The organism is Microbacterium excoecariae (assembly GCF_011326725.1).
Classification (GTDB): domain Bacteria; phylum Actinomycetota; class Actinomycetes; order Actinomycetales; family Microbacteriaceae; genus Microbacterium; species Microbacterium excoecariae.
This window is the reverse complement of record NZ_JAANCO010000001.1, coordinates 825,766-845,082: the sequence shown is the minus strand read 5'-3', so window position 1 is coordinate 845,082 and position 19,317 is coordinate 825,766. Positions and strand designations below refer to the sequence as shown.

Genomic DNA, 19,317 nt, shown 5'->3' with positions numbered 1-19,317 from the left:
GCGCAACGAACGGCGGGCGGGCGCCTCGCGCGCCCGCCCGCCGTGCCGTGATGCGGATCCGATCAGCCCGTGTTCTGCAGGCCCGCGGCCACGCCGGAGACGGCGAGGAGCAGCAGGCGCTGCAGGTCGGGGTCCGCGGGCGCTCCCTCGGGGGCATCGCGGAGGGCGCGCAGGGCGCGCAGCTGCAGGAGAGAGAGCACATCCACGTAGGGGCTGCGCAACTTCACCGCGCGCTGCAGGACCGGCTTGTTGGCGAGCAGGCCGTCGCCGCCCACGATCCGCACGACCCAGTCGCGCGTGAGCGTCATCTCGTCGATCACGAGGCCGGCGAGATCGTCCCGGTCGCCGAGCGCGAGGTACTGACGCGCGATCCGCTCGTCCGTCTTCGCGAGGCTCATCGCGACGTTGTCGATCATCGTGCGGAACAGCGGCCAGTCGGAGTAGGCCTCACGCAGTAGCGCCTCGTCGCCCACGGCGTCGAGAGCGGTGCCGAGGCCGAACCAGCCCGCGAGGTTGATGCGCGCCTGCGTCCACGCGAACACCCACGGAATCGCGCGCAGGTCCTCGAGCGAGGACACGGACAGGCCGCGGCGCGCCGGGCGGGACCCGAGAGCGAGGAGACCCACCTCCTCCATCGGCGTCACGGTAGCGAACCACGGCGCGAAGCCATCGGCCTTGACGAGGTCGAAGAACCGGGCGCGCGAGGCGGTCTCCATCCGGGCCGCGACGTCCGCGAACCGGTCGGCCGCCCCGCGGTTGCGCTCCTCGTTGGAGGGAGCGGACGCGGTCAGGATCGCGGCGCCCACCTGGTCGATGTGGCGCATCGCGATATCGGGGTCGCCGTAGCGGGCGAAGATGACCTCGCCCTGCTCGGTGAGCTTGAAGCGCCCGTCCACCGAGTGCGGCGGCTGCGCGAGGATCGCGCTGTTGGCGGGGCCGCCCCCGCGGCCGAGGGCGCCGCCGCGGCCGTGGAAGAGGGTGAGCTCGATACGCTCGGCGCGCGCCCACTCGGCGATCTTCGCCTGCGCCTCGTAGAGGGCCAGCGTCGCCGCGACGGGCCCGACATCCTTCGAGGAGTCGGAGTATCCGAGCATGACCTCGAGGCGACGCCCCGTGGCGTCGAGGCGCGACCGGAACTCGGGGTGATCCACGATCTCCGCGAGGATCCCCGGCGCCGCCTGCAGGTCGTCGAACGTCTCGAACAACGGAATCACGTCGAGCACGGGCGGGGTCTGCCCCTCGCCGACCGCGTAGCGCGCGAGGCGGTGCACGTTCGCGAGGTCCTCCGCGGACTGCGTGAAGGAGACGATGTAGCGGCCGGCGGCGCGCGGACCGAAGCGGTCCTGCACGAAGGCGACCGCGCGGAAGACCTCGAGGACCTCCTCGGTCAGCTCGCTCCGCGGCCCGCCCTCCGCCAGCTCCGCGAGGACCTTGCGGTGCACGGCCGAGTGCTGACGCACCTCGAGCTCGGCGAGGTGGAACCCGAAGGTCTCGACCTGCCAGATGAGCTTCTGTAGCTCCCCGTAGGCCTGGCGCGCGGCGCCCGCCGCGACGAGCGACGACTGCACCGTGCGGAGATCCGCGATGAGGTGCTCCGGGTCGCGGTAGGCGAGGTCGGCGTTCCGCGTGCGCGTCGCCGTGATCTTCCGGGCGAGCAGGAGCAGCGTCGCGCGGTGGGGCTCGCCCGGCGAACGCTTGGCGACGTCGGCGGCCGCCTCCTCGTCCGCGCTGCGCAGGCGGTCCCACAGGCCGGTGAGCTCGGGGCTCGGGGGCGTGGATCCCTCCCCCAGCGTGATGCTACGGCCGACGCGCTGCGCCGCGCGCTCGAGGCCGAGCAGCACGTGCTCGCTCGCGATCCCCGCCGCCTTGCGGCTGACCTTGGCCGTGACGAAGGGGTTGCCGTCTCGGTCCCCGCCGACCCAGCTGCCGACGCGCACGAACGGGCGCACGGCCGGCCGAACGGCGCCGGCGGACGCGCCCTGCAGCACGTCGTCAATGCGGCGGTAAACCTCGGGAACCGAGGTAAACAGCGTGTCGTCGAACACGGCCATCACCGTGCGCACCTCGTCCAGCGGCGAGGGCTTCTCGGGGCGGATGGGAGAGGTCCGCCACAGCGTGTCGATCTCCTCGAGCATGTGGCGACGCGTGCGCCCCTCCGCCGCACCCCCGCGCGGCTCGGCGGACAGATCGTCCACGAGGTCCGACAGGCGGCGGATGCTCGTCGAGACGGCGCGGCGCCGCGCCTCCGTCGGGTGCGCCGTGAAGACGGGGTGGAAGACGAGGCCGTCGAGGCGCTCGCGGGCCGCGTCCTCGCCGATCTCTCCCGCCAGCGCGTCGTACGCGCCCGCGATCGTGCCGCGCGGATCGCGTCCCGTCACGCCGTCGCGCTCGCGCAGGACGCGTACCCGATGGCGCTCCTCGGCGAGGTTGACGAGGTGGAAGTAGCAGGTGAAGGCGCGGGCGACCTCGTCGGCGCGCACCGGCGTCAGCCCGTCGGCGATGGCGACGGCGCGATCGAACGCGTCGGAGGTGGGATCCGTGTAGGCCTCGATCGTCGCCGCCCGCAGGCGCTCGACATCCTCGAAGAGCCCGTCGGATCCGCTCTCGCGCAGCACCTGGCCGAGGAGGGCGCCGAGGAGGCTGACGTCGGCGCGCATGCGCTCGGGCATCTCCTGCTCGGCTTCGAGCCGGCCGACGAGGTCGAGGGTCTCAGTGGGGGTGGGAGAGGACATGAGCCCCAAGATAGCGACGTTCCGGCGAACGACCGAACTGAGTGCTCTGGCGCGGACGAACCGCGGGAAACGCGGAAACGGCCCCCACCGAAGTGGAGGCCGTTTCTGTGGTGCGCCCCGAGGGACTCGAACCCCCAACCTTCTGATCCGTAGTCAGATGCTCTATCCATTGAGCTAGGGGCGCATCATGCGTTGCCGCGGCAACTCATCTACCCTACAACGCCGACGCACCGAGGGGAAATCGGACCACTCGCCCCGGGCGTGTCTGGGAGAACGATGGGCGGATCAGTCGGAAGATTCTGCCCGCTTGCGGCGCTTTTTCGCCTCGCTCGCGAGCCGCTCAAGGTCGACCATGCGCAGGGCCTGCATGCGCGCCTCGCGCATGCGCGCGTACTCGGGGTCGTCGTCCGGCCGCATCGCCTCGATCCGCAGGCGGCTGTCGATGTTGACCTCGACGTCATGCCAGGCGGCGTCGCGCGCGTCCTCGACGAGGCGGTGCACCTCGTCGTCGGACTCCGCGAGGAGGCGGAGCCGTTTCGCGACGCCCGCGTACTGCTTCGCGCGGCGGCGCAGGTTGCGCACGTCGCGGTCGCGATAGTCGTGCGTGCCGTGGGGATCGCTATGGCGCCCCCAGGCCTTGAGGCGCAGCTTGCTCATGGACGCGGCCGCCTCGTCCTGCTCGGCCGCGAGCCCGAGGAGCGCCTCGCGCGCGTCGCCGCCGAACACCTCGGGCGCGAAGTCGTCGCCGTCGGCGATCGTGTCGACGAGGATGCGGTTCTTCACCTGCAGGCGCGCCGCAGCGAGGGCGATGGCCACGCCCTCCTCGATCGCCTCCGCGTTCCGTCTCACGACACCTCCCCGTCGTCCCCACCAGCCTAGTGCGCGAAGGGTGGGGACGACGGGAACGGCGCCTCACGGGTCAGGCGCGCGGGACGGCGAGCTCGCCCGTGAGGTACTGCGCGCGGCCGAAGCCGAAGCTCCAGTCCTGCGGGCCGTTCTCGACGTAGCCGATGAAGACATCCTGGGGCTCGACCCCCGCGGGGGCGAGCGCCTCCGCGATCGCGGCGTACAGCCGCTGCTTCTGCTCGTCCGTGCGGCCGCGCTGCGTGAAGATCTGGATGATCACCGGATCCGTGCGCTCGAAGCCCAGCCCAGCATCCTCCGCAACGATCGTCGTCGCGGGGCGCGCCGTGAGCACCTGGAAGCGGTCGCGCTCCGGAATGCCGTAGACCGCCACGATCGCGCGGTGGACGGCGTCCGAGATTTCGGCGGGGTTCGTACGAGCGTCGCTGTGGTCAATGCGAACGAGGGGCATGGCGGATCCTGTCTGTGGGAACGTATTTGTCCTTACATTCTCACAATTATTCCGCGCGCGCCACCATTGACAGGACATTCGGTCAATTAGTACCGTGGACCGGGGCGCGCTCGCCCCGATCCTCTACCGGAAGGACGGGCGATGAAGCTCGGCGTCTACAACGCAATCCTGCACGACCGCACGCTGCCGGAGGCACTCCAGGTCGTCCGCGCCGCTGGCCTGACCGGCCTCGAGGTCAACACGGGCGGGTTCCTCCCGGCCACGCACGTGCCCGCATTCGACGACATCCTCGTCTCCGACGCGGCGCGCGACGACTACCTCGGCATCTTCGCGGAGGCGGGCGTGGAGATCGCGGGCCTGAACGCGAACGGCAACCCGCTGCACCCCACCCGCCCGATCGGCGAGAAGCACGCGGAGGACGTCCGGCGAAGCATCCGCCTCGCGGCGCGCCTCGGGCAGACGCGCGTCGTCACGATGTCGGGGCTGCCGGGCGGCGAGCCCGGCGCGACGCGGCCGAACTGGATCGTCAACGCCTGGAACTCCGCGGCGCTCGACGTGCTCGACGAGCAGTGGGACGTCGCCACGCCCTTCTGGCGCGACATGGATCGGCTGGCGGCCGACCACGGCGTCAAGGTCGCGCTTGAGCTCCACCCGCAGAACCTCGTGTTTAACGCGGCCGATGTGCACAAGCTGATCGAGCGGACCGGCGCGACCCACCTCGGCGTCGAGATGGACGCGTCGCACCTGTTCTGGCAGCAGATGGATCCGATCGCGGTCACGCGCCACCTCGGCGAGCTCATCCTCCACGCCGCCGCCAAGGACATCCGCATCAACCGGCGAAACGCGGAGCTGTACGGCGTGCTGGACAACAGCTTCCGCCGCCTCGACCCGGACGAGAAGCGCACGAACCTCGGCGGGGACGAATGGGCGAACGCCTGGCCGACAAACTCGGCCTGGGACTTCGTGGCCGTCGGGCGCGGTCACGGCGTGGAGTACTGGACCGAGTTCCTCCGCGCGCTGCACGAGGTGGACCCGGACATGTGGGTGAACATCGAGCACGAGGACACCTCCCTCGGGCCGATCGAGGGCCTCGAGGAGGCCGCGGGCGTCATGCGCGCCGCCGACGCCGCCTTCACCGCGTCGCTTGCGGTGCGCCCATGAGCCGCATCGGCCTCGTCGGGTTCGGCTTCGGTGGCCAGAAGTTCCACCTGCCCTACATCCAGGCGGCCCGCGAGTGGGAGCTCGCGGGCGTCGTCACCCGCTCTTCCGCGCGGCGCGAGGAGCTCGCGCGCGTGGCGCCCGGCGTCCCGGCCTTCGACGACCTGGACGCGCTGATCGACGCCGGCGTCGACGCCGTCGTCCTGACGACCCCGCCCGAGACGCGGCGCGAGCTCGTCCTCGCCGCGCTCGCGCGCGGCGTGCACGTCGTGGCCGACAAGCCGTTCGCCCCGAACGCGGAGGTCGCGCGCGAGCTCGCGCGCGCCTCCCGCGAGGCGGGGCGGATCCTCACCGTCTTCCACAACCGCCGCTGGGACACGGACATCGTCACCGCCCGATCCGTCCTGGAGAGCGGATCCCTCGGCACCCCCTGGCGCGCCGTGAACCGCTTCGACCTCGACGACCCGAACACCCTCGAGGTCGGCCCGGCGCACGGCCTCCTGCGCGACCTCGGCTCGCACGTCGTCGACCAGATGACGCACCTGTTCGGCCCCGTCGCGCGCGTGGACGCGCACCTCGACTGGGTCGAGCGCGACGGCCAGCGCGTCGACGCGGGATTCGTCATCGGCATGCACCACCGCTCGGGCGTGCACAGCACGGTGTCGGCGAGCAAGCTCAACCGCCTGCAGGAGCACGAGCTGGTGCTCTACGGATCCGCCGGCTCCTACACGTCGCACATGAGCGACGTACAGACAGCCGCGACCCTCGCGGGCCGGCACCCCCTGGACACCCCGGACTGGGGCGTCGAGGCGCCGAAGCGCTGGGGAACGCTGCACACCGCCGCGGGATCCGAGCGGATCCCCAGCCTCGCGGGGGACTACGCGGACTACTACCGCGCCCTGCACGCCGCGGTCGCGGGCGAGGCCCCGGTCGCGGTCACGCTCGACGAGGCCATCCATACGGTCGAGATCACCGACGCCGCCCGCCGGAGCGACGCCGAGGGCCGCTCGATCGAGCTGTAGCCGCGGGCGCCTCCCACAACACAACGCAGTCAAGAATGGGCCGGGGGCCCGGGACACACCGTCCCGGACCCCCGGCCCGCAAAACTTGACTGCGTTGTGTTGCGCGCGGGTCAGAGCGCGGGAACGTCGACGGCCGCGCCGTCGGCCGCGTGCGAGCGCACGACCGCGTCGAGCAGGCGCATGTTGCGCACGCCCTCCTCGAAGCTCGCGCAGCGCGGGAGCGACGCGGACTCGGGGGCGCCCACGACCTCGTCGAGGAACGCGCGGGCTTGGAAGACGAACTGGTCGTTCTGGCCGTGCCCCGCGCCCGGCGCGTCGATCGGGAGACCGCCCGCCACGTAGGGGTGCGTGGGGCCCATCTGCACGGTGCGGTAGCCGATCACGTCGGCCGGGTCGTCGTGGAACGCGACCTCGACCTGGGCGAAGTTCCGCTGGTCCCACCGGGCCGCGCCCTTCGTGCCGAAGACCTCGAAGAACATGGACGTCGGGTGCGCGACCGCGACGCGCGAGACCTCGAGCGTGCCGGATCCGTTCTCGAACTCCGCCGTGAAGCCCGCGTAGTCGTCGTTCTCCACGGGAGCGGTCTCGGTGCTCACGGCCCCGCGGGTGTGGCCCACGACGGCGCCGAGCGGCTTCGGGCGCTCGGTGATCGCCGTCGTCAGGCGCGCGCCGGAGACGGACCGGATGTCGCCGCACACGAACTCGGCGACGTAGCTGAGGTGGCTGCCGATGTCGGCGAGCGCGCCGGAACCCGCGGGGCCCTGGTAACGCCAGCTCATGGGGGCGTCGGGGTGCGCGCCGTAATCAGCCCAGTACCGGCCGCTGAAGTGCAGCACGTCGCCGAGGCGCCCCGTCTGCACCAGGTCGCGGATGAACGCGATCCCCGGCGAGCGCCGGAAGGTCAGGCCGATGCGCGCGACCGTCGACGCGTTCCGGGCGGCCTCGGCCATCGCCTCGGCGTCCTCGATCGTGTCGCTGAGGGGCTTCTCGCAGAGCACGTGCTTGCCGGCGGCGAGGAGGGCCTCGACGATCTCGCGGTGGAGGAAGTTCGCGACGACGACGCTGACGACGTGAATCGACGGGTCCGCCACGATCTGGCGCCAGTCGGTGTCGTGGCGCTCGTACCCGAAGCGGGCGGCCGCGTCGGCGGCGACCTCGCCGTTCAGGTCGCAGATCGACACGAGGCGCACCTCCGGCAGGGTCGGCGCGTACACGGCAGTCGCCTGTCGGTAGGCGTTCGCGTGGGCCTTCCCGGCCATTCCGGCGCCGATGACGGCGATGCCGAGGGGAGTGTGGGACATGATTGCTCCTTTCGCTACGACCGCGACGCCGCCACGGGCCCAGGCATTCTGTGCGGCTGCCTGTGGCCACGTGGCGGCGTCGCGCCCGTGTGGGGGTGTTAAGGGGTTATCGACGCGCCTGGTGGAAGACCTGGTCGCGCTTGGACATGGTGAAGATCGTGCCGGTCGTCACGCCCTCTTCGAGCTGCTCGAGCGTGCGGCCGCGGGTTTCGGGCAACTGCGTGATCACGAAGATGAGCGCCACCACGCCGACGCCGGCGAAGAGGAAGAAGGTGCCCGTGATGCCCATCCCCTCAACCATGGACGGGAAGTAGAGCGACAGGAAGCCGTTCGTGATCCACAGCATAAAGATCGACACGCCGGTCCCGACGCCGCGCATGTGCAGCGGGAAGACCTCGGCGATATAGACCCACACGGCGATGTTGAGGAAGGTCTGCATGGATCCGACGAAGATGACGACGAGCGCGAGGATCACGAAGGGGCGCGCCGCGCTGTCCTCCGGGAGCACCATCGACGCGACGCCGATGAGCACGTGGGAGATCGTCGTCAGCGTGAAGCCCGTGATGATGGTCTTGCGCCGGTCGACGCGGTCCATGAGGTACAGGGCGATGACGCCGCCGACGACCGCGATCACGCCGGGCGCGATGTTCGCGATGAGCGCCGCGTTCTGCTCGAAGCCGGACTCCGTGAGGATGACGTTGCCGTAGTACATGACCGAGTTGATGCCGGTCAGCTGCTGCGCGATGCCGAGGCCCACGCCGACGAGGAGGATGCGCACAAGCCACTTGTTCTGGAACACGGCGCGGAGGCCGACGGCTCCCGCACGCTCGGCCCGCGCGGTCTGCTCGATCTCGGCGATCTCGGCCTCGGCGCGCTCCTCCGAGCGCACGGTCTTCAGCACCGCGAGCGCCTCGGCGTTCCGGCCCTTCTCGATGAGCCAGCGCGGCGACTCCGGCATCCGGAGCATGCCGAAGAACAGCGCGATCGCGGGGAGCGCGCAGACCGCGAACATCAGCCGCCAGACGCCGTCGATGTGGCCCCAGACGTTGCCGATGATGGCGTTGATGACGAAGGCGGCGAGCTGGCCGCTCACAATCGCGAGCTCGTTGCGCCCCGTGATGGATCCGCGGATCTCGAATGGGGCGAGCTCGGCGAGGAACACGGGCACCACGGCGGACGCGCCGCCGACGCCGAGCCCCAGGAGGATCCGGCCGAAGACGAGGAGCTCGACGTTGGGCGTTGTCACGACGACGACGGATCCCACGAAGAACAGCACGGCGAGGATGAGGATCGTCCGGCGCCGCCCGATCGCGTCGGAGATGCGCCCGCCCGCGATCGCGCCGATCGCGGCGGCGAACACAAGGGACGAGGTGACGACGCCCTCGGAGAGCGCCGTCAAGCCCATCTCCTCGGCGAGCGACGGCAGCGCGCCGTTGATCACGCCGGTGTCGTATCCGAACAGCAGCCCGCCGAGGCAGGCGACGATCGAGATGAGTCCGAGTCTGCTGGAGTGAGGCCCCTTCGTCAGGGGCGGCAGAGTGTGCGGATCCGAGGATGCTGTGGCCATCATGACTCCTTCGTCGCGGGGATGGTGAGATAAGAATAGGCAGGTTCTAATGTCCTGTCAATTGCACATGTCAGGCGTGTGCGATCGGACGCGGCGTCCCTACCGATGCCGTCGTGCCGCCGTCGACGGGGAGCACCACGCCCGTGATGTACGCCGCGTCCGGGCTCGCGAGGAACAGCGCCGCGGCCGCGATGTCGCCCGGCTCCGCGGCCCGATCGAGCGCGACGCGGTCGAGGAGCGCCCGGGAGAACTCGGGGTCGTCCAGTCGGTCTGCCGTCTGCTGGGTGCGCGTGAAGCCCGGCGCGATCGCGTTGACGCGCACGCCCGCGCGCCCCTCGTCCATCGCCATGGCCTGGACGAGGGCGTTGACGCCGGCCTTCGACGCGCTGTACCCCGGCTGCGACCAGTCCCCTCCCAGCCCCGCGATCGACGAGACCGCGAGGAACGAGCCGCGGGCCCGGCGCAGGTGCGGCATCGCGGCGCGCGCCAGGAAGATGGTGCCGTCGAGGTTGAGCGAGCGCATCCGCTCCCAGGAGGCGTCGGTGAGCTCCTCGATGCGCCCGTGCTCGCTGAGGCCCGCGCACGCGACGACGACGTCGATGCCGTCGTCCGCGACGTCGGCGATCGTGCGATCGATGTCGTCGCGGCGCGAGACGTCGGCCACGTGGACGCGCGCCCGGTCGGGCGCGCGCGCCGCGGTCTCCTCCAGCGTGCGTCGCGTGCGCCCGACGAGCGTGACGGCGGCGCCCGCGTCGAGGAAAGCGTGCGCGATCGCGCGGCCAATGCCGCTGCCCGCGCCCGTCACGACGACGCGGCTCCCGGCGTACGGATAGGTCGCCCAGGTCATGAGGTCTCCTTGCGTGCGAAAGATGCCGCCCGCGGATCCGCTCCTCCGGCGGGAGGAAGGAGCGGATCCGCGGGCGGCACGGTGCGGGTGGCGAATCAGCCGATCAGCTCGCGGATCCGCGCAAGTTGGAAGCGAGAGACCTCGTCGGCGCGCTCGTCCTCGGCGAAGACGTTCGAGACGATCAGCGCGTCGGGGCGGTCGAGGTAGCCGGTCTCGCGCAGCGTCGCGAATAGCGTGTCGAAGTCGACGTCACCGTCGCCGATGCGGAGGTGCTGGTGCACGCGCGCGGCGTTTCCGGGTGGGTTCGTGATGTAGCGCAGGCCGTGCGAGCGCCTGTGGTCGAACGTGTCGGCCGCGAACACGGCGCCGAGGCGATCGCCCACCTCCGGCAGGAGCGTCGCCGCCCGATCGCCGAGGTGGAAGGTGTGCGCGGCCACGTAGACGAAGCCCACGCGGTCGCTGTCGAGGCCGCGGATGATCCGCCAGGCCTCGAGGCCGTCCTCGACGAAGTCGTCCGGGTGCGGGTCGAAGTTGATCGTCACGCCCTCGCGCTCGGCGATGGGGAGGAGCTGCTCCATCGAGCGATAGAAGCTGTACTCCGACTCCTCCTCGCGCTCGGGGCGCCCCGAGAACTCCGTGTTGATGACCGGCGCCCCGAGCTCGGCCGCGACCTCGATGTACCGCGCCGCGTTGAACACGGCCATCTCGACGTCGCGCGGATCCGGGCCTCCGAAGCGCTGGACGGGCTGCACGGAGGTGAGGGTCACGCCGGCGTCCGACGCGCGCTTCTTGAGCTGCCGGATCATCGCGGTGTCCACCTTCGGGCGGTGGAAGTGCCGCCCGAAGTCGGGGTTCGGCGTCAGCTGCAGGTACTCGTATCCGAGCCGCGCCGCGAGCTCGGGGAACTCCAGGAGCGCGACGGCGTCGTTGTAGGGCGTCAGGTCGATCGCGATGCGCACCATGGCGGGTCTTCTCAGGCGTAGAACGCGGGTCGCTCGGCGGACTCGACGGCGTGCACGCCGCCCTCGAGGGCGCGGACGCCGGCCTCGCAGGCGAGGGCCACGAGGTAGCCGTCCCACGCGTTGGGGCCGTCGACCAGCGTGCCGGCGCGCACGGCGTCGACCCACCGCTGGATCTCGTTGTCGTACGCCTCGGCGAACCGCGTCGTGAAGCTCGTGTGCTCGCGCTGTGCGACCTGCGCGCCGCGCCACAGGCGCAGGCCCTTCGGCTCGCCGATGCGCGCGACGCCCTCCGAGAGCACGGCCTCGGTCGTGACCTGGTAGCCGAACTGCACGCTGACGTTCATCTCGACGTCCACGAGCACGCCGTTCTCGAGCTCCATGATCACGAGGATCGGCTCGCGCAGGCGCTCCGGGGTGCGCGGGTTCGCGCGGGGGAACTTCACCTCGACGGAGCGGATCGGGGATCCGGCGAGCCACGGCACGACGTCGAACTCGTGCACGACGGAGTCCGTGATGAGCATCGGCTGCAGGTAGCTGTCGGGGACCGACGGGTTGCGGTGCGCGCAGCGCAGCATGACGAGCTCGCCCGCATCGCCGGACGCGATCAGCTCGCGCAGCTCGGCGTACTCGGGATCGAAGCGCCGCATGAAGCCGACCTGGATGTGCGGTCGGTCGAGCTTCTGCTCGGCCTCGAGCACCTGCAGCGACGTCGCCGAATCGGGGGTGAGGGGCTTCTCGCAGAGGATGGGGAGGCCCGCCTCGAGGGCGGGGAGCAACACGGGCAGGTGGAACGGCCCGGGAACGGCCACGAGGGCCGCGTCGATCGCGTCGGCCGCGATCGCGTCCTCGATCCGCGCGAAGGTCGCGGCGCCGGGGGCCGCGGCGGCGGCCTGGCGCGCCCGCGCCTCGTCGGGCTCGATGACGGCGGCGACGGTCGCGCCCGAGATCCGGTTCTGGATGCGCTGGATGTGGTCGGCGCCCATGGCTCCGGCGCCGACGACCCCGATGCGGAGGGTGGTGGTCATGTCGTGTCTCCTTGAGGTCAGCGCTGGCGCGCGAAGTGGGTGCAGCCGAAGATGTGCTCGCGGGTGCGCCGCGCGATGGGGAACGGCGTATCGACCGCGCAGCCGAACATGTCCTGCTCGACGATCGCGAAGATGTCGGGCGAGATGCGCGCGGCGGCCTCGATGATCGGGGCGAGGTCGGGGATCCCGTGCGGCGGCTCGATCATGATGCCGTCGGCGACGGCCTCAGCGAACGGCACGTCGTTCTTGAGCACGTCGAACAGCAGCGACGGGTCGACCTGCTTGAGGTGCAGGTAGCCGATTCGCTCGGGGCGCGACTCGATGAGCGACAGGTTGTCGCCGCCGTAATACGCGAAGTGTCCCGTGTCGAGGCAGAGATTCGTGAACCGCGGATCCGTCTCGTCGAGGAAGCGCGTCACCTCGCGCGTCGTGCCGACGTGGCTGTCCGCGTGCGAGTGGAACTGCTGCTTCACGCCGAACTCCTCGAGCAGGGCCCGGCCGAGCCGGTCGTGCCCGGACGCGAGGCTGGCCCACTGCTTGTTCGTCAGCGTGCGCGGCTCGAGCGTCTCGCTTGTCGCGTCGCTGCGCCAGAGGTCGGGGATGACGACGATGTGCTCGGCGCCGAGCTGCGAGGCGAGGCCCGCGACCTTGACCGCCTGGTCCCACGCGCGCTTCCACTCGTCGCCCGACTTGTGGAAGCCGGTGAACACCGTGCCGCCCGACAGCTTCAGCCCGCGCGTCCCGAGCTCGTCCTCCAGCTCGTGCGGATCCGTCGGCAGGTACCCGTACGGGCCGAGCTCGATCCAGGTGTAGCCCGCGTCCACGACCTCGTCGAGGAAGCGGCGCCACGGGACCTGCCCGGGGTGGTCGGGGAACCACACGCCCCAGGAATCGGGGGCGGTGCCGATGCGCAGGCCCTGGTGGGAGGCTGCGACGCCTTCGCGTGCGGCGGGGTTCACGGTCGTCATGGTGTCTCGTTTCGTCGTCGTTGACAGGTGTCGTCGGGTCAGCCGAGGAGCGGTCGCTGCGCGCGTCGCTGCTCGAGGTAGTCGGCGCGGGCGCTCCGCGTCGCTTCGAGGGTCGAGACCTCGGCCACGGGCACGTCCCACCACCCCGCGCCGTCGGGCGCGTAGATCAGCGGGTCGCTGTTGATGTGGATGACGGTCGATTCCGGCGACGCCTTCGCGCGCCCGATCGCCGCCCGCAGATCGTCGATCGCGCCCGGGCCCGGCGCGATCTCGACCGTCTCGATGCCGTAGCTGCGCGCGTTGGCCGCGAGGTCCACGGGCAGGATGTCCTCGCCCTGGAAGTTTCGCTCGTCACGGTCGTAGGCGCGATACTGCGTGCCGAACCTCTCGGATCCGACGGTCTCCGAGAGGTGCCCGATCGACGCGTATCCGTGGTTCTGGATGAGGACCACGATGAGCTTGATCCCCTCCGCGACGGCGGTCACGAGCTCGGTGTTCAGCATGAGGTACGAGCCGTCGCCGACCATGACGATGACGTCGCGGTCGGAGCCGTCGGCGAGCGCGCCGCGCTTCGCGCCGAGGCCGCCCGCGATCTCATAGCCCATGCAGCTGAAGGCGTATTCCACGTGGTAACCGAGCGGATCCCGCACCCGCCACAGCTTGTGCAGGTCGCCCGGGAGCGAGCCCGCGGCCTGGACGACGACGTCCTCGGGCGCCGACGCTGCCTGCACGGCGCCGATGATCTCCGGCTGGCCCGGGAGCGCGAGGCCCGACGGCGCGAACGCCTCGTCGACCGTGCGGTCCCAGTCGGCCTTTTCGCGCGCGATGGTCTCGGCGTACGCCGCGGACACCGAGACGCCGGCGAGCGCGTCGGCCAGCTCGACGAGCGCCTCGCGGGCGTCGGCGATCACGGGCACCTGCGTGCCGTGCTTGTGGGCGTCGAACGGCGCGACGTTGATGTTCACGAACGTCACGTCGGGGTTCTGGAACGCGGTGCGCGAGGCCGTCGTGAAGTCGCTGTAGCGCGTACCGATGCCGATCACGACGTCCGCGTCCGCCGCGAGGCGGTTCGCGGCGAGCGTTCCGGTCGCGCCCACGCCGCCGAGGTTCTGCGGGTGCTCCCAGTCGAGGACGCCGCCGCCCGCCTGGGACGTGCCCACGGGGATCCCCGTGGCCTCCACGAGCGCGCGCAGCTCGTTCTCGGCGTCCGCGTAGAGGACGCCGCCGCCGGCGACGATGAGGGGGCGCTCGGCCGCCCGGATGGCCCGCACGGCGCGCTCGAGGGCGCCCCGGTCGGGGCGGGGGCGGCGCACGTGCCACTCGCGGCGCGCGAGGAACTCGTCGGGAACGTCGAGCGCCTCGGCCTGCACGTCCTCAGGAAGCGCGATCGTCACGGCGCCCGTCTCGGCCGGATCCGTCAGCACGCGCATCGCGGCGAGCGCGATCGAGAACAGCTGCTCCGGGCGCTGGACGCGGTCGAAGAACCGCGACACCGGCCGGAAGGCGTCGGTGACCTGGATCCCCGGGTCGTGCGGGTGCTCGAGCTGCTGCAGCACCGGATCCGCGACCCGCGTCGCGAAGGTGTCGCTGGGCAGCAGCAGGGCGGGCAGCCGGTTCGCGGTCGCGAGCGCCGCGCCCGTGAGCATGTTCGCGGCGCCGGGGCCCACCGAGGCCGCGGCCGCGTAGGTCGCGCGCCGGCGGTGCATGCGGGCGAAGCCGACGGCCTGGTGCACCATCGCCTGCTCGTTGCGCGCCTGATGGTACGGCATCAGGTCGGGACGGTCGGCGTTCGCCTGGCGCAGCGCCTGACCGAGGCCCGCCACGTTGCCGTGCCCGAAGATGCCGAAGGTCGCGGGGATGGTCCGCTCGACGTGGTCGCCGTCGACCGTCCACTGGTTCGCGAGGAACTCAACGAGGGCCTGGCCCACCGTCATCCGCGTTGTGTGGCCCATGTTTCTCAGCCCTTCGTGCTCTCGTACGGGAGGCGCTCGTCGAACGGCTGCCCCTCCCAGGTGTCGCGCACCCACGCGTGCGCGGGGTCGTCGCTGATGTGCCAGACGCGCTCCGGATCCGGGCCCGCCATGACGTTGAGGTAGTACAGGTCGTATCCGGGCGCCGCGACGGCGGGGCCGTGGTAGCCGTAGGGGACGAGCGCGACGTCGCCCGTCTGCACCCGCGCATTGATATCGATCTCGCCGGCGGGCGAGCTGTACGTGCTGAACATGCCGAACGCGGCGTCCGCCGACTCGGCCCTGCCGCCCGAGCGCGTCGGGGCCGACTCGAAGTAGTAGATCTCCTCGAGGCGTGACTCGTGGCCCGGTTCGTGCTCGTCGTGCTTGTGGGGCGGGTAGGAGGACCAGTTCTCGGACGGCGTGATGACCTCGCACACGATGAAGCGCGCGGCGTCGAGCGCCTGCGGCGTCCCGAAGTTGTGCACCTGGCGGCTCGAGGCCCCGGATCCGCGCAGCTCGACCGGCGTGTCGGCCGCCGCGAGGTGGCGGGTGGGGTGCGCCGCGGCGGTGGGACTCGTCGCGACCGCGACGCGGCCGCGCCCGCTGATGGTCGCCGCCTCGGCCGTCGAGACGTACAGCACGTCCGTCGGCCCGTCGAAGACGGAGGCGCGCCCCGCGAGCTCGTAGACGGATCCGCCGGCCTCGACCCGGAAGGATCCCGCGAGCGGCACGACGAGCTTCTCGACCCCGGCCTCGACCTCCACGGATCCGCCCGAAAGCTCGACCACGCGCAGCCCCGTGTGCTCCCATCCGTCGGTCGCGCCGTCGACGACCGTCTGCCATCCGTCTCGCGCGAGGTGCCCGCGCGGGTGGAACCAGCGTGTCTCCGCCATGGAGGTGCCCTTCGTTGTGTGCGCGCCCGCCCTCCCCCGAAGGCGGGCGCGCGGTCCGTTAGTCGTTCTGCGGGAAACCGAGGTTGATGCCGCCGTGGGTGGCGGGGTCCAGCCAGCGCGATGTGATCGCCTTCTCGCGGGTGAAGAACTCGAAGCCCTGCACACCGTAGGCCTTCGCGTCGCCGAAAAGCGACTGCTTCCAGCCGCCGAAGGAGTGATACGCCACGGGCACGGGGATCGGCACGTTGATCCCGATCATGCCGACCTGGATCTCGTGCTGGAAGCGCCGCGCGGCGCCTCCGTCGTTGGTGAAGATCGCGGTGCCGTTGCCGAAGCGCCCCGAGTTGATGAGCTCGACGCCCTCCTCGTAGCTCGACACGCGGACCACCTCGAGGACCGGCCCGAAGATCTCCTCCGTGTAGGCGCGCGACGTGGTCGGGACGCGGTCGATCAGCGTCGGTCCGAAGAAGAAGCCGTCCTCGCATCCCGCGACGGTGAGGCCCCGGCCGTCGACGACGATCTCCGCCCCGTCGGCCTCGGCGATGTCGACGTAGCTCGCCACCTTGGCGCGATGCTCGGCGGTGATCAGCGGGCCCATGTGGGGCTCGGGAGTGGCGGATCCGGCGCCGATACGCAGGCCCGCGATCCGCTCTGAGATCTTCGCGATCAGCTCGTTCGCGACGGGCTCGACGGCGAGCACGACGCTGATCGCCATGCACCGCTCCCCCGCCGCGCCGTAGCCGGCGTTGACGGCCTGGTCGGCGACGAGGTCGAGGTCGGCGTCCGGCAGCACGAGCATGTGGTTCTTCGCGCCGCCGAGCGCCTGGACCCGCTTGCCGTTCTTCGCCGCGGTCTCGTAGATGTACTGCGCGATCGGCGTGGATCCGACGAAGGACACCGACTGCACGACGGGGTCGTTCAGCAGGCCGTCCACGGCGAGCTTGTCGCCCTGCAGGACGGTGAAGACGCCGGCGGGGAGACCGGCCTCGGCCCACAGCTCCGCGAGCCACAGCGCGGCGGACGGGTCCTTCTCGCTGGGCTTCAGCACGACGGCGTTGCCGGCGGCGATCGCGACGGGGAAGAACCACATCGGGACCATCGCGGGGAAGTTGAACGGGCTGATGATGCCGACGACGCCGAGCGGCTGCTTGATCGAGTAGACGTCGATCCCCGTCGAGGCGTTTTCGTTAAACGCGCCCTTCAGGAGGTGCGGGAAGCCTGTCGCGAGCTCGACGACCTCCTGGCCGCGGAGGATCTCGCCCATCGCGTCGCTGACGACCTTGCCGTGCTCCCGCGTGATGATCTCGGCGAGCTCGCCCTTGCGGGCGTTCAGCAGCTCGCGGAACGCGAACAGCACGGACTGGCGCTTGGCGATCGAGTACCCGCTCCAGGTCTCGAACCCCCGCTGGGCGGAGGCGATCGCCTCGTCGATCTCGGCCTGGTCGGCGAGCGCGACGTTCGCCTGCGGCGCGCCGGTCGCCGGGTTGAACACCGGCGCCGTGCGGCCGCTCGTCGAGGGGCGGTGGCCGCCGTCGATCCAGTGGCCGATGTGGGGCAGGTCAGTCGTGGTCATGAGGTCCTCACTCTCCACGCGTCAGGCGCGGGCGGAATCGTCGGGGTGGACAAGGCGGGCGGCGATGTCGACGGCAGCGGCGACGTCGCCCCCCTCGGGGTACAGCAGGTTCCGGCCGACCGTCAGGCCGACCACGCCGGGGAGCGCGAGCGCGCTCTGCCACGACGAGAACATCGCGTCCTGGTCGTTGCCCGCGTCGCCGCCAAGCAGGAGCGTCGGCATCGTCGTGGAGGCCATGACGCGCTCCATCTCGTCGACCACCGGCAACTTCATCCAGGTGTACGAGCTGTCGGCGCCGAGGCCGGCGGCGATGGCGACCGAGCGGATCACGGCGTCCGGCGACAGGTCGTTGACGATGTGGCCGTTTCGCCAGGTGCTGAGGAAGGGCTCGAGCATGATCGGCAGGCCCGCCTGGGCCGCGGCGGTCACGGCGCGCGCCGTGGCCTCGAGCGTCGGGGCCGTTCCGGCGTCGGCGAGGTTGATGCGCACGAGCGTCTTCGCCATGTCGATGCCGCGCGCCACCATGGTCGGCACGTCGTGCCCCGTGTAGCGGTCGTCCATCTCGAACGCCGCGCCGCGCAGGCCGCCGCGGTTCATGGATCCGACGACGATCTTGTCGTTCAGGAGACCGAGGCCCGCGAGGTCGTCGAGGATGTCGGGCGTGCCGAGGACCCCGTCGACGCCCGGCCGCTCGAGCGCCGTCGCGAGGCGGTCGAGGAGGTCGTAGCGATCCGCCATCGCGTCGGCGTCGGCGCCCACGGCGAGGGATCCGCGCGCCGGGTGATCGGCGGCGACGATCAGCAGCCTGCCGTCTCCCCGGGCGATCTCGCGGCGCGTGCGCCCCGCGTAGGCACCCGCGATGTCGGCGGGCCGGGCGCGGCGCGTGTCGCGCAGCGCGGCGAAGTCGGCGGACGAGATGCTCACGCGTGCACCTCCGTGAGCGCGCGCTCGACCTCGTCCGAGGTCGGCATCGCGGTCGAGCACTCGCGGCGCGAGGCGACGATCGCGCCGGCGACGTTCGCGAACCGCAGCGTGCGCTCGATGCCCCAGCCGGACAGCAGGCCGTGGCAGAGCGCGCCGCCGAAGGCGTCGCCGGCGCCGAGGCCGTTGACGACGTCGACGCGGTGGGTCGGGACCTCCACCGTCTCCTCACGCGTCTTCGCGAGGACGCCGCGCGGACCCTGTTTGACGATGGCGAGCTCGATGCCGCGCTCCAGCAGCGCGTCGGCCGCGCGCTGCGGCTCGGTCTCGCCGACGGCGACCTCGCACTCTTCCCGGTTCCCCACCGCGACCGTGACCTGACCCAGCACGCGGTCCAGCTCGGCCGTGGCGTCGGCGGGATCCGCCCAGAACATCGGCCGGTAGTCGAGGTCGAGGATCGTGTGCTCGCGCTTCTCGCGGGCGGCGAGCGCGGCGTGGAGGGCCTGGCGGCTCGGGTCCTCGCTGAGGCCGGTCGTCGTGAGCCACAGGATCCGCGCGTCGCGCACGGCCTGGGCGTCGATCTCGTCGGGGCCCACGTTCATGTCCGGCGCCTTGGGCTCGCGGTAGAAATAGAGCGGGAAGTCGTCCGGCGGGAAGATCTCGCAGAAGGTGACGGGCGTGTTCAGCTCGGGGTCCGTGCCCACGAAGCGCGTGTCCACGCCCAGGCGGGCGAGCTCCGCGAGGAGGTAGCGCCCGAACGGGTCGTCCCCCACCCGCGAGACGAGCGCGGGGCGGTGCCCGTAGCGGGCGGCGGCGACCGTGACGTTCGCGGCCGTTCCCCCGAGGAACTTGCCGAACGTCTCGACCTCTTCGAGGCCGACTCCGTCCTGCAGGGGATAGATGTCAACGCCGAGGCGACCAATCGCCAGCACGTCCGTGGCAGTGCTCATATCTGGGGACTCCGTTGTCGTGAGGGGCGGTCATGGCCGTCGTGGCCGTATGTCATGACAATATCACAACAAGCGCGCCATGCAACAGAACAAACTCGCGTGTGGGTAACATTGTGCGGACATAACGGGAG

General features: G+C 71.3%; 16 protein-coding genes and 1 tRNA gene. 2 read left to right on the top strand and 15 right to left on the bottom strand.

Going from position 1 to position 19,317, the window contains the following annotated elements; translation table 11 throughout:
* Window positions 1–62 precede the first annotated feature (62 nt).
* The 4 genes from G8E01_RS03710 to G8E01_RS03695 form a co-directional block, all read right to left on the bottom strand.
* The gene (locus G8E01_RS03710) at window positions 63–2,732 is read right to left on the bottom strand and encodes a phosphoenolpyruvate carboxylase (protein ID WP_166316032.1); all 2,670 of its coding nucleotides are present in this window, start codon (window positions 2,730–2,732) and stop codon (window positions 63–65) included.
* Between the two features lie 108 nt (window positions 2,733–2,840).
* A tRNA-Arg gene (locus tag G8E01_RS03705) sits at window positions 2,841–2,916 on the bottom strand.
* 101 nt (window positions 2,917–3,017) lie between these two features.
* Entirely contained in the window at window positions 3,018–3,581 is a 564-nt protein-coding gene (locus G8E01_RS03700) for an asparagine synthase (RefSeq protein ID WP_166316029.1), read from the bottom strand.
* Between the two features lie 70 nt (window positions 3,582–3,651).
* Window positions 3,652–4,047, bottom strand: coding sequence for a tautomerase family protein (locus tag G8E01_RS03695; RefSeq protein ID WP_166316026.1), 396 nt, complete (start codon window positions 4,045–4,047; stop codon window positions 3,652–3,654).
* A 141-nt stretch (window positions 4,048–4,188) separates the two neighbouring features.
* On the opposite strand from G8E01_RS03695, the gene G8E01_RS03690 reads away from it, so the two are divergent.
* A complete protein-coding gene (locus tag G8E01_RS03690) occupies window positions 4,189–5,208 on the top strand; it encodes a sugar phosphate isomerase/epimerase family protein (protein WP_166316023.1) in 1,020 nt (339 codons plus the stop codon).
* A complete protein-coding gene (locus G8E01_RS03685; protein WP_166316020.1) occupies window positions 5,205–6,227 on the top strand; it encodes a Gfo/Idh/MocA family protein in 1,023 nt (340 codons plus the stop codon). Before G8E01_RS03690 ends, G8E01_RS03685 begins: the two co-directional genes overlap by 4 nt.
* 110 nt (window positions 6,228–6,337) lie before the next feature.
* On the opposite strand, the gene G8E01_RS03680 is transcribed toward G8E01_RS03685, so the two are convergent.
* The 11 genes from G8E01_RS03680 to iolC form a co-directional block, all read right to left on the bottom strand.
* Window positions 6,338–7,528 carry a Gfo/Idh/MocA family protein gene (locus G8E01_RS03680; protein WP_166316017.1) on the bottom strand — a complete coding sequence of 397 codons (1,191 nt, stop codon included), beginning with the start codon at window positions 7,526–7,528 and terminating at the stop codon, window positions 6,338–6,340.
* A 106-nt stretch (window positions 7,529–7,634) separates the two neighbouring features.
* The gene (locus G8E01_RS03675; RefSeq protein WP_166316014.1) at window positions 7,635–9,095 is read right to left on the bottom strand and encodes a sugar porter family MFS transporter; all 1,461 of its coding nucleotides are present in this window, start codon (window positions 9,093–9,095) and stop codon (window positions 7,635–7,637) included.
* Window positions 9,096–9,165: 70 nt separating this feature from the next.
* Window positions 9,166–9,942 (bottom strand): SDR family NAD(P)-dependent oxidoreductase, encoded by a 777-nt coding sequence (locus G8E01_RS03670; RefSeq protein ID WP_166316011.1) that lies wholly within the window; start codon window positions 9,940–9,942, stop codon window positions 9,166–9,168.
* Window positions 9,943–10,037: 95 nt separating this feature from the next.
* The gene (locus G8E01_RS03665) at window positions 10,038–10,904 is read right to left on the bottom strand and encodes a sugar phosphate isomerase/epimerase family protein (protein WP_166316008.1); all 867 of its coding nucleotides are present in this window, start codon (window positions 10,902–10,904) and stop codon (window positions 10,038–10,040) included.
* A gap of 11 nt (window positions 10,905–10,915) precedes the next feature.
* Window positions 10,916–11,929 (bottom strand): Gfo/Idh/MocA family protein, encoded by a 1,014-nt coding sequence (locus G8E01_RS03660; protein WP_166316005.1) that lies wholly within the window; start codon window positions 11,927–11,929, stop codon window positions 10,916–10,918.
* Between the two features lie 17 nt (window positions 11,930–11,946).
* Window positions 11,947–12,897 carry a sugar phosphate isomerase/epimerase family protein gene (locus G8E01_RS03655; protein WP_166316002.1) on the bottom strand — a complete coding sequence of 317 codons (951 nt, stop codon included), beginning with the start codon at window positions 12,895–12,897 and terminating at the stop codon, window positions 11,947–11,949.
* 38 nt (window positions 12,898–12,935) lie between these two features.
* A complete protein-coding gene (gene iolD / locus G8E01_RS03650; protein ID WP_166315999.1) occupies window positions 12,936–14,849 on the bottom strand; it encodes a 3D-(3,5/4)-trihydroxycyclohexane-1,2-dione acylhydrolase (decyclizing) in 1,914 nt (637 codons plus the stop codon).
* Between the two features lie 5 nt (window positions 14,850–14,854).
* Window positions 14,855–15,742 carry a 5-deoxy-glucuronate isomerase gene (gene iolB, locus G8E01_RS03645; RefSeq protein ID WP_166315996.1) on the bottom strand — a complete coding sequence of 296 codons (888 nt, stop codon included), beginning with the start codon at window positions 15,740–15,742 and terminating at the stop codon, window positions 14,855–14,857.
* A gap of 58 nt (window positions 15,743–15,800) precedes the next feature.
* A complete protein-coding gene (locus tag G8E01_RS03640; protein WP_166315993.1) occupies window positions 15,801–17,315 on the bottom strand; it encodes a CoA-acylating methylmalonate-semialdehyde dehydrogenase in 1,515 nt (504 codons plus the stop codon).
* Window positions 17,316–17,336: 21 nt separating this feature from the next.
* The gene (locus G8E01_RS03635) at window positions 17,337–18,239 is read right to left on the bottom strand and encodes a class I fructose-bisphosphate aldolase (protein ID WP_420826039.1); all 903 of its coding nucleotides are present in this window, start codon (window positions 18,237–18,239) and stop codon (window positions 17,337–17,339) included.
* Window positions 18,236–19,186, bottom strand: coding sequence for a 5-dehydro-2-deoxygluconokinase (gene iolC, locus G8E01_RS03630; RefSeq protein ID WP_166315990.1), 951 nt, complete (start codon window positions 19,184–19,186; stop codon window positions 18,236–18,238). The genes G8E01_RS03635 and iolC overlap by 4 nt, the downstream gene beginning before the upstream one ends.
* Between the last annotated feature and the right edge of the window lie 131 nt (window positions 19,187–19,317).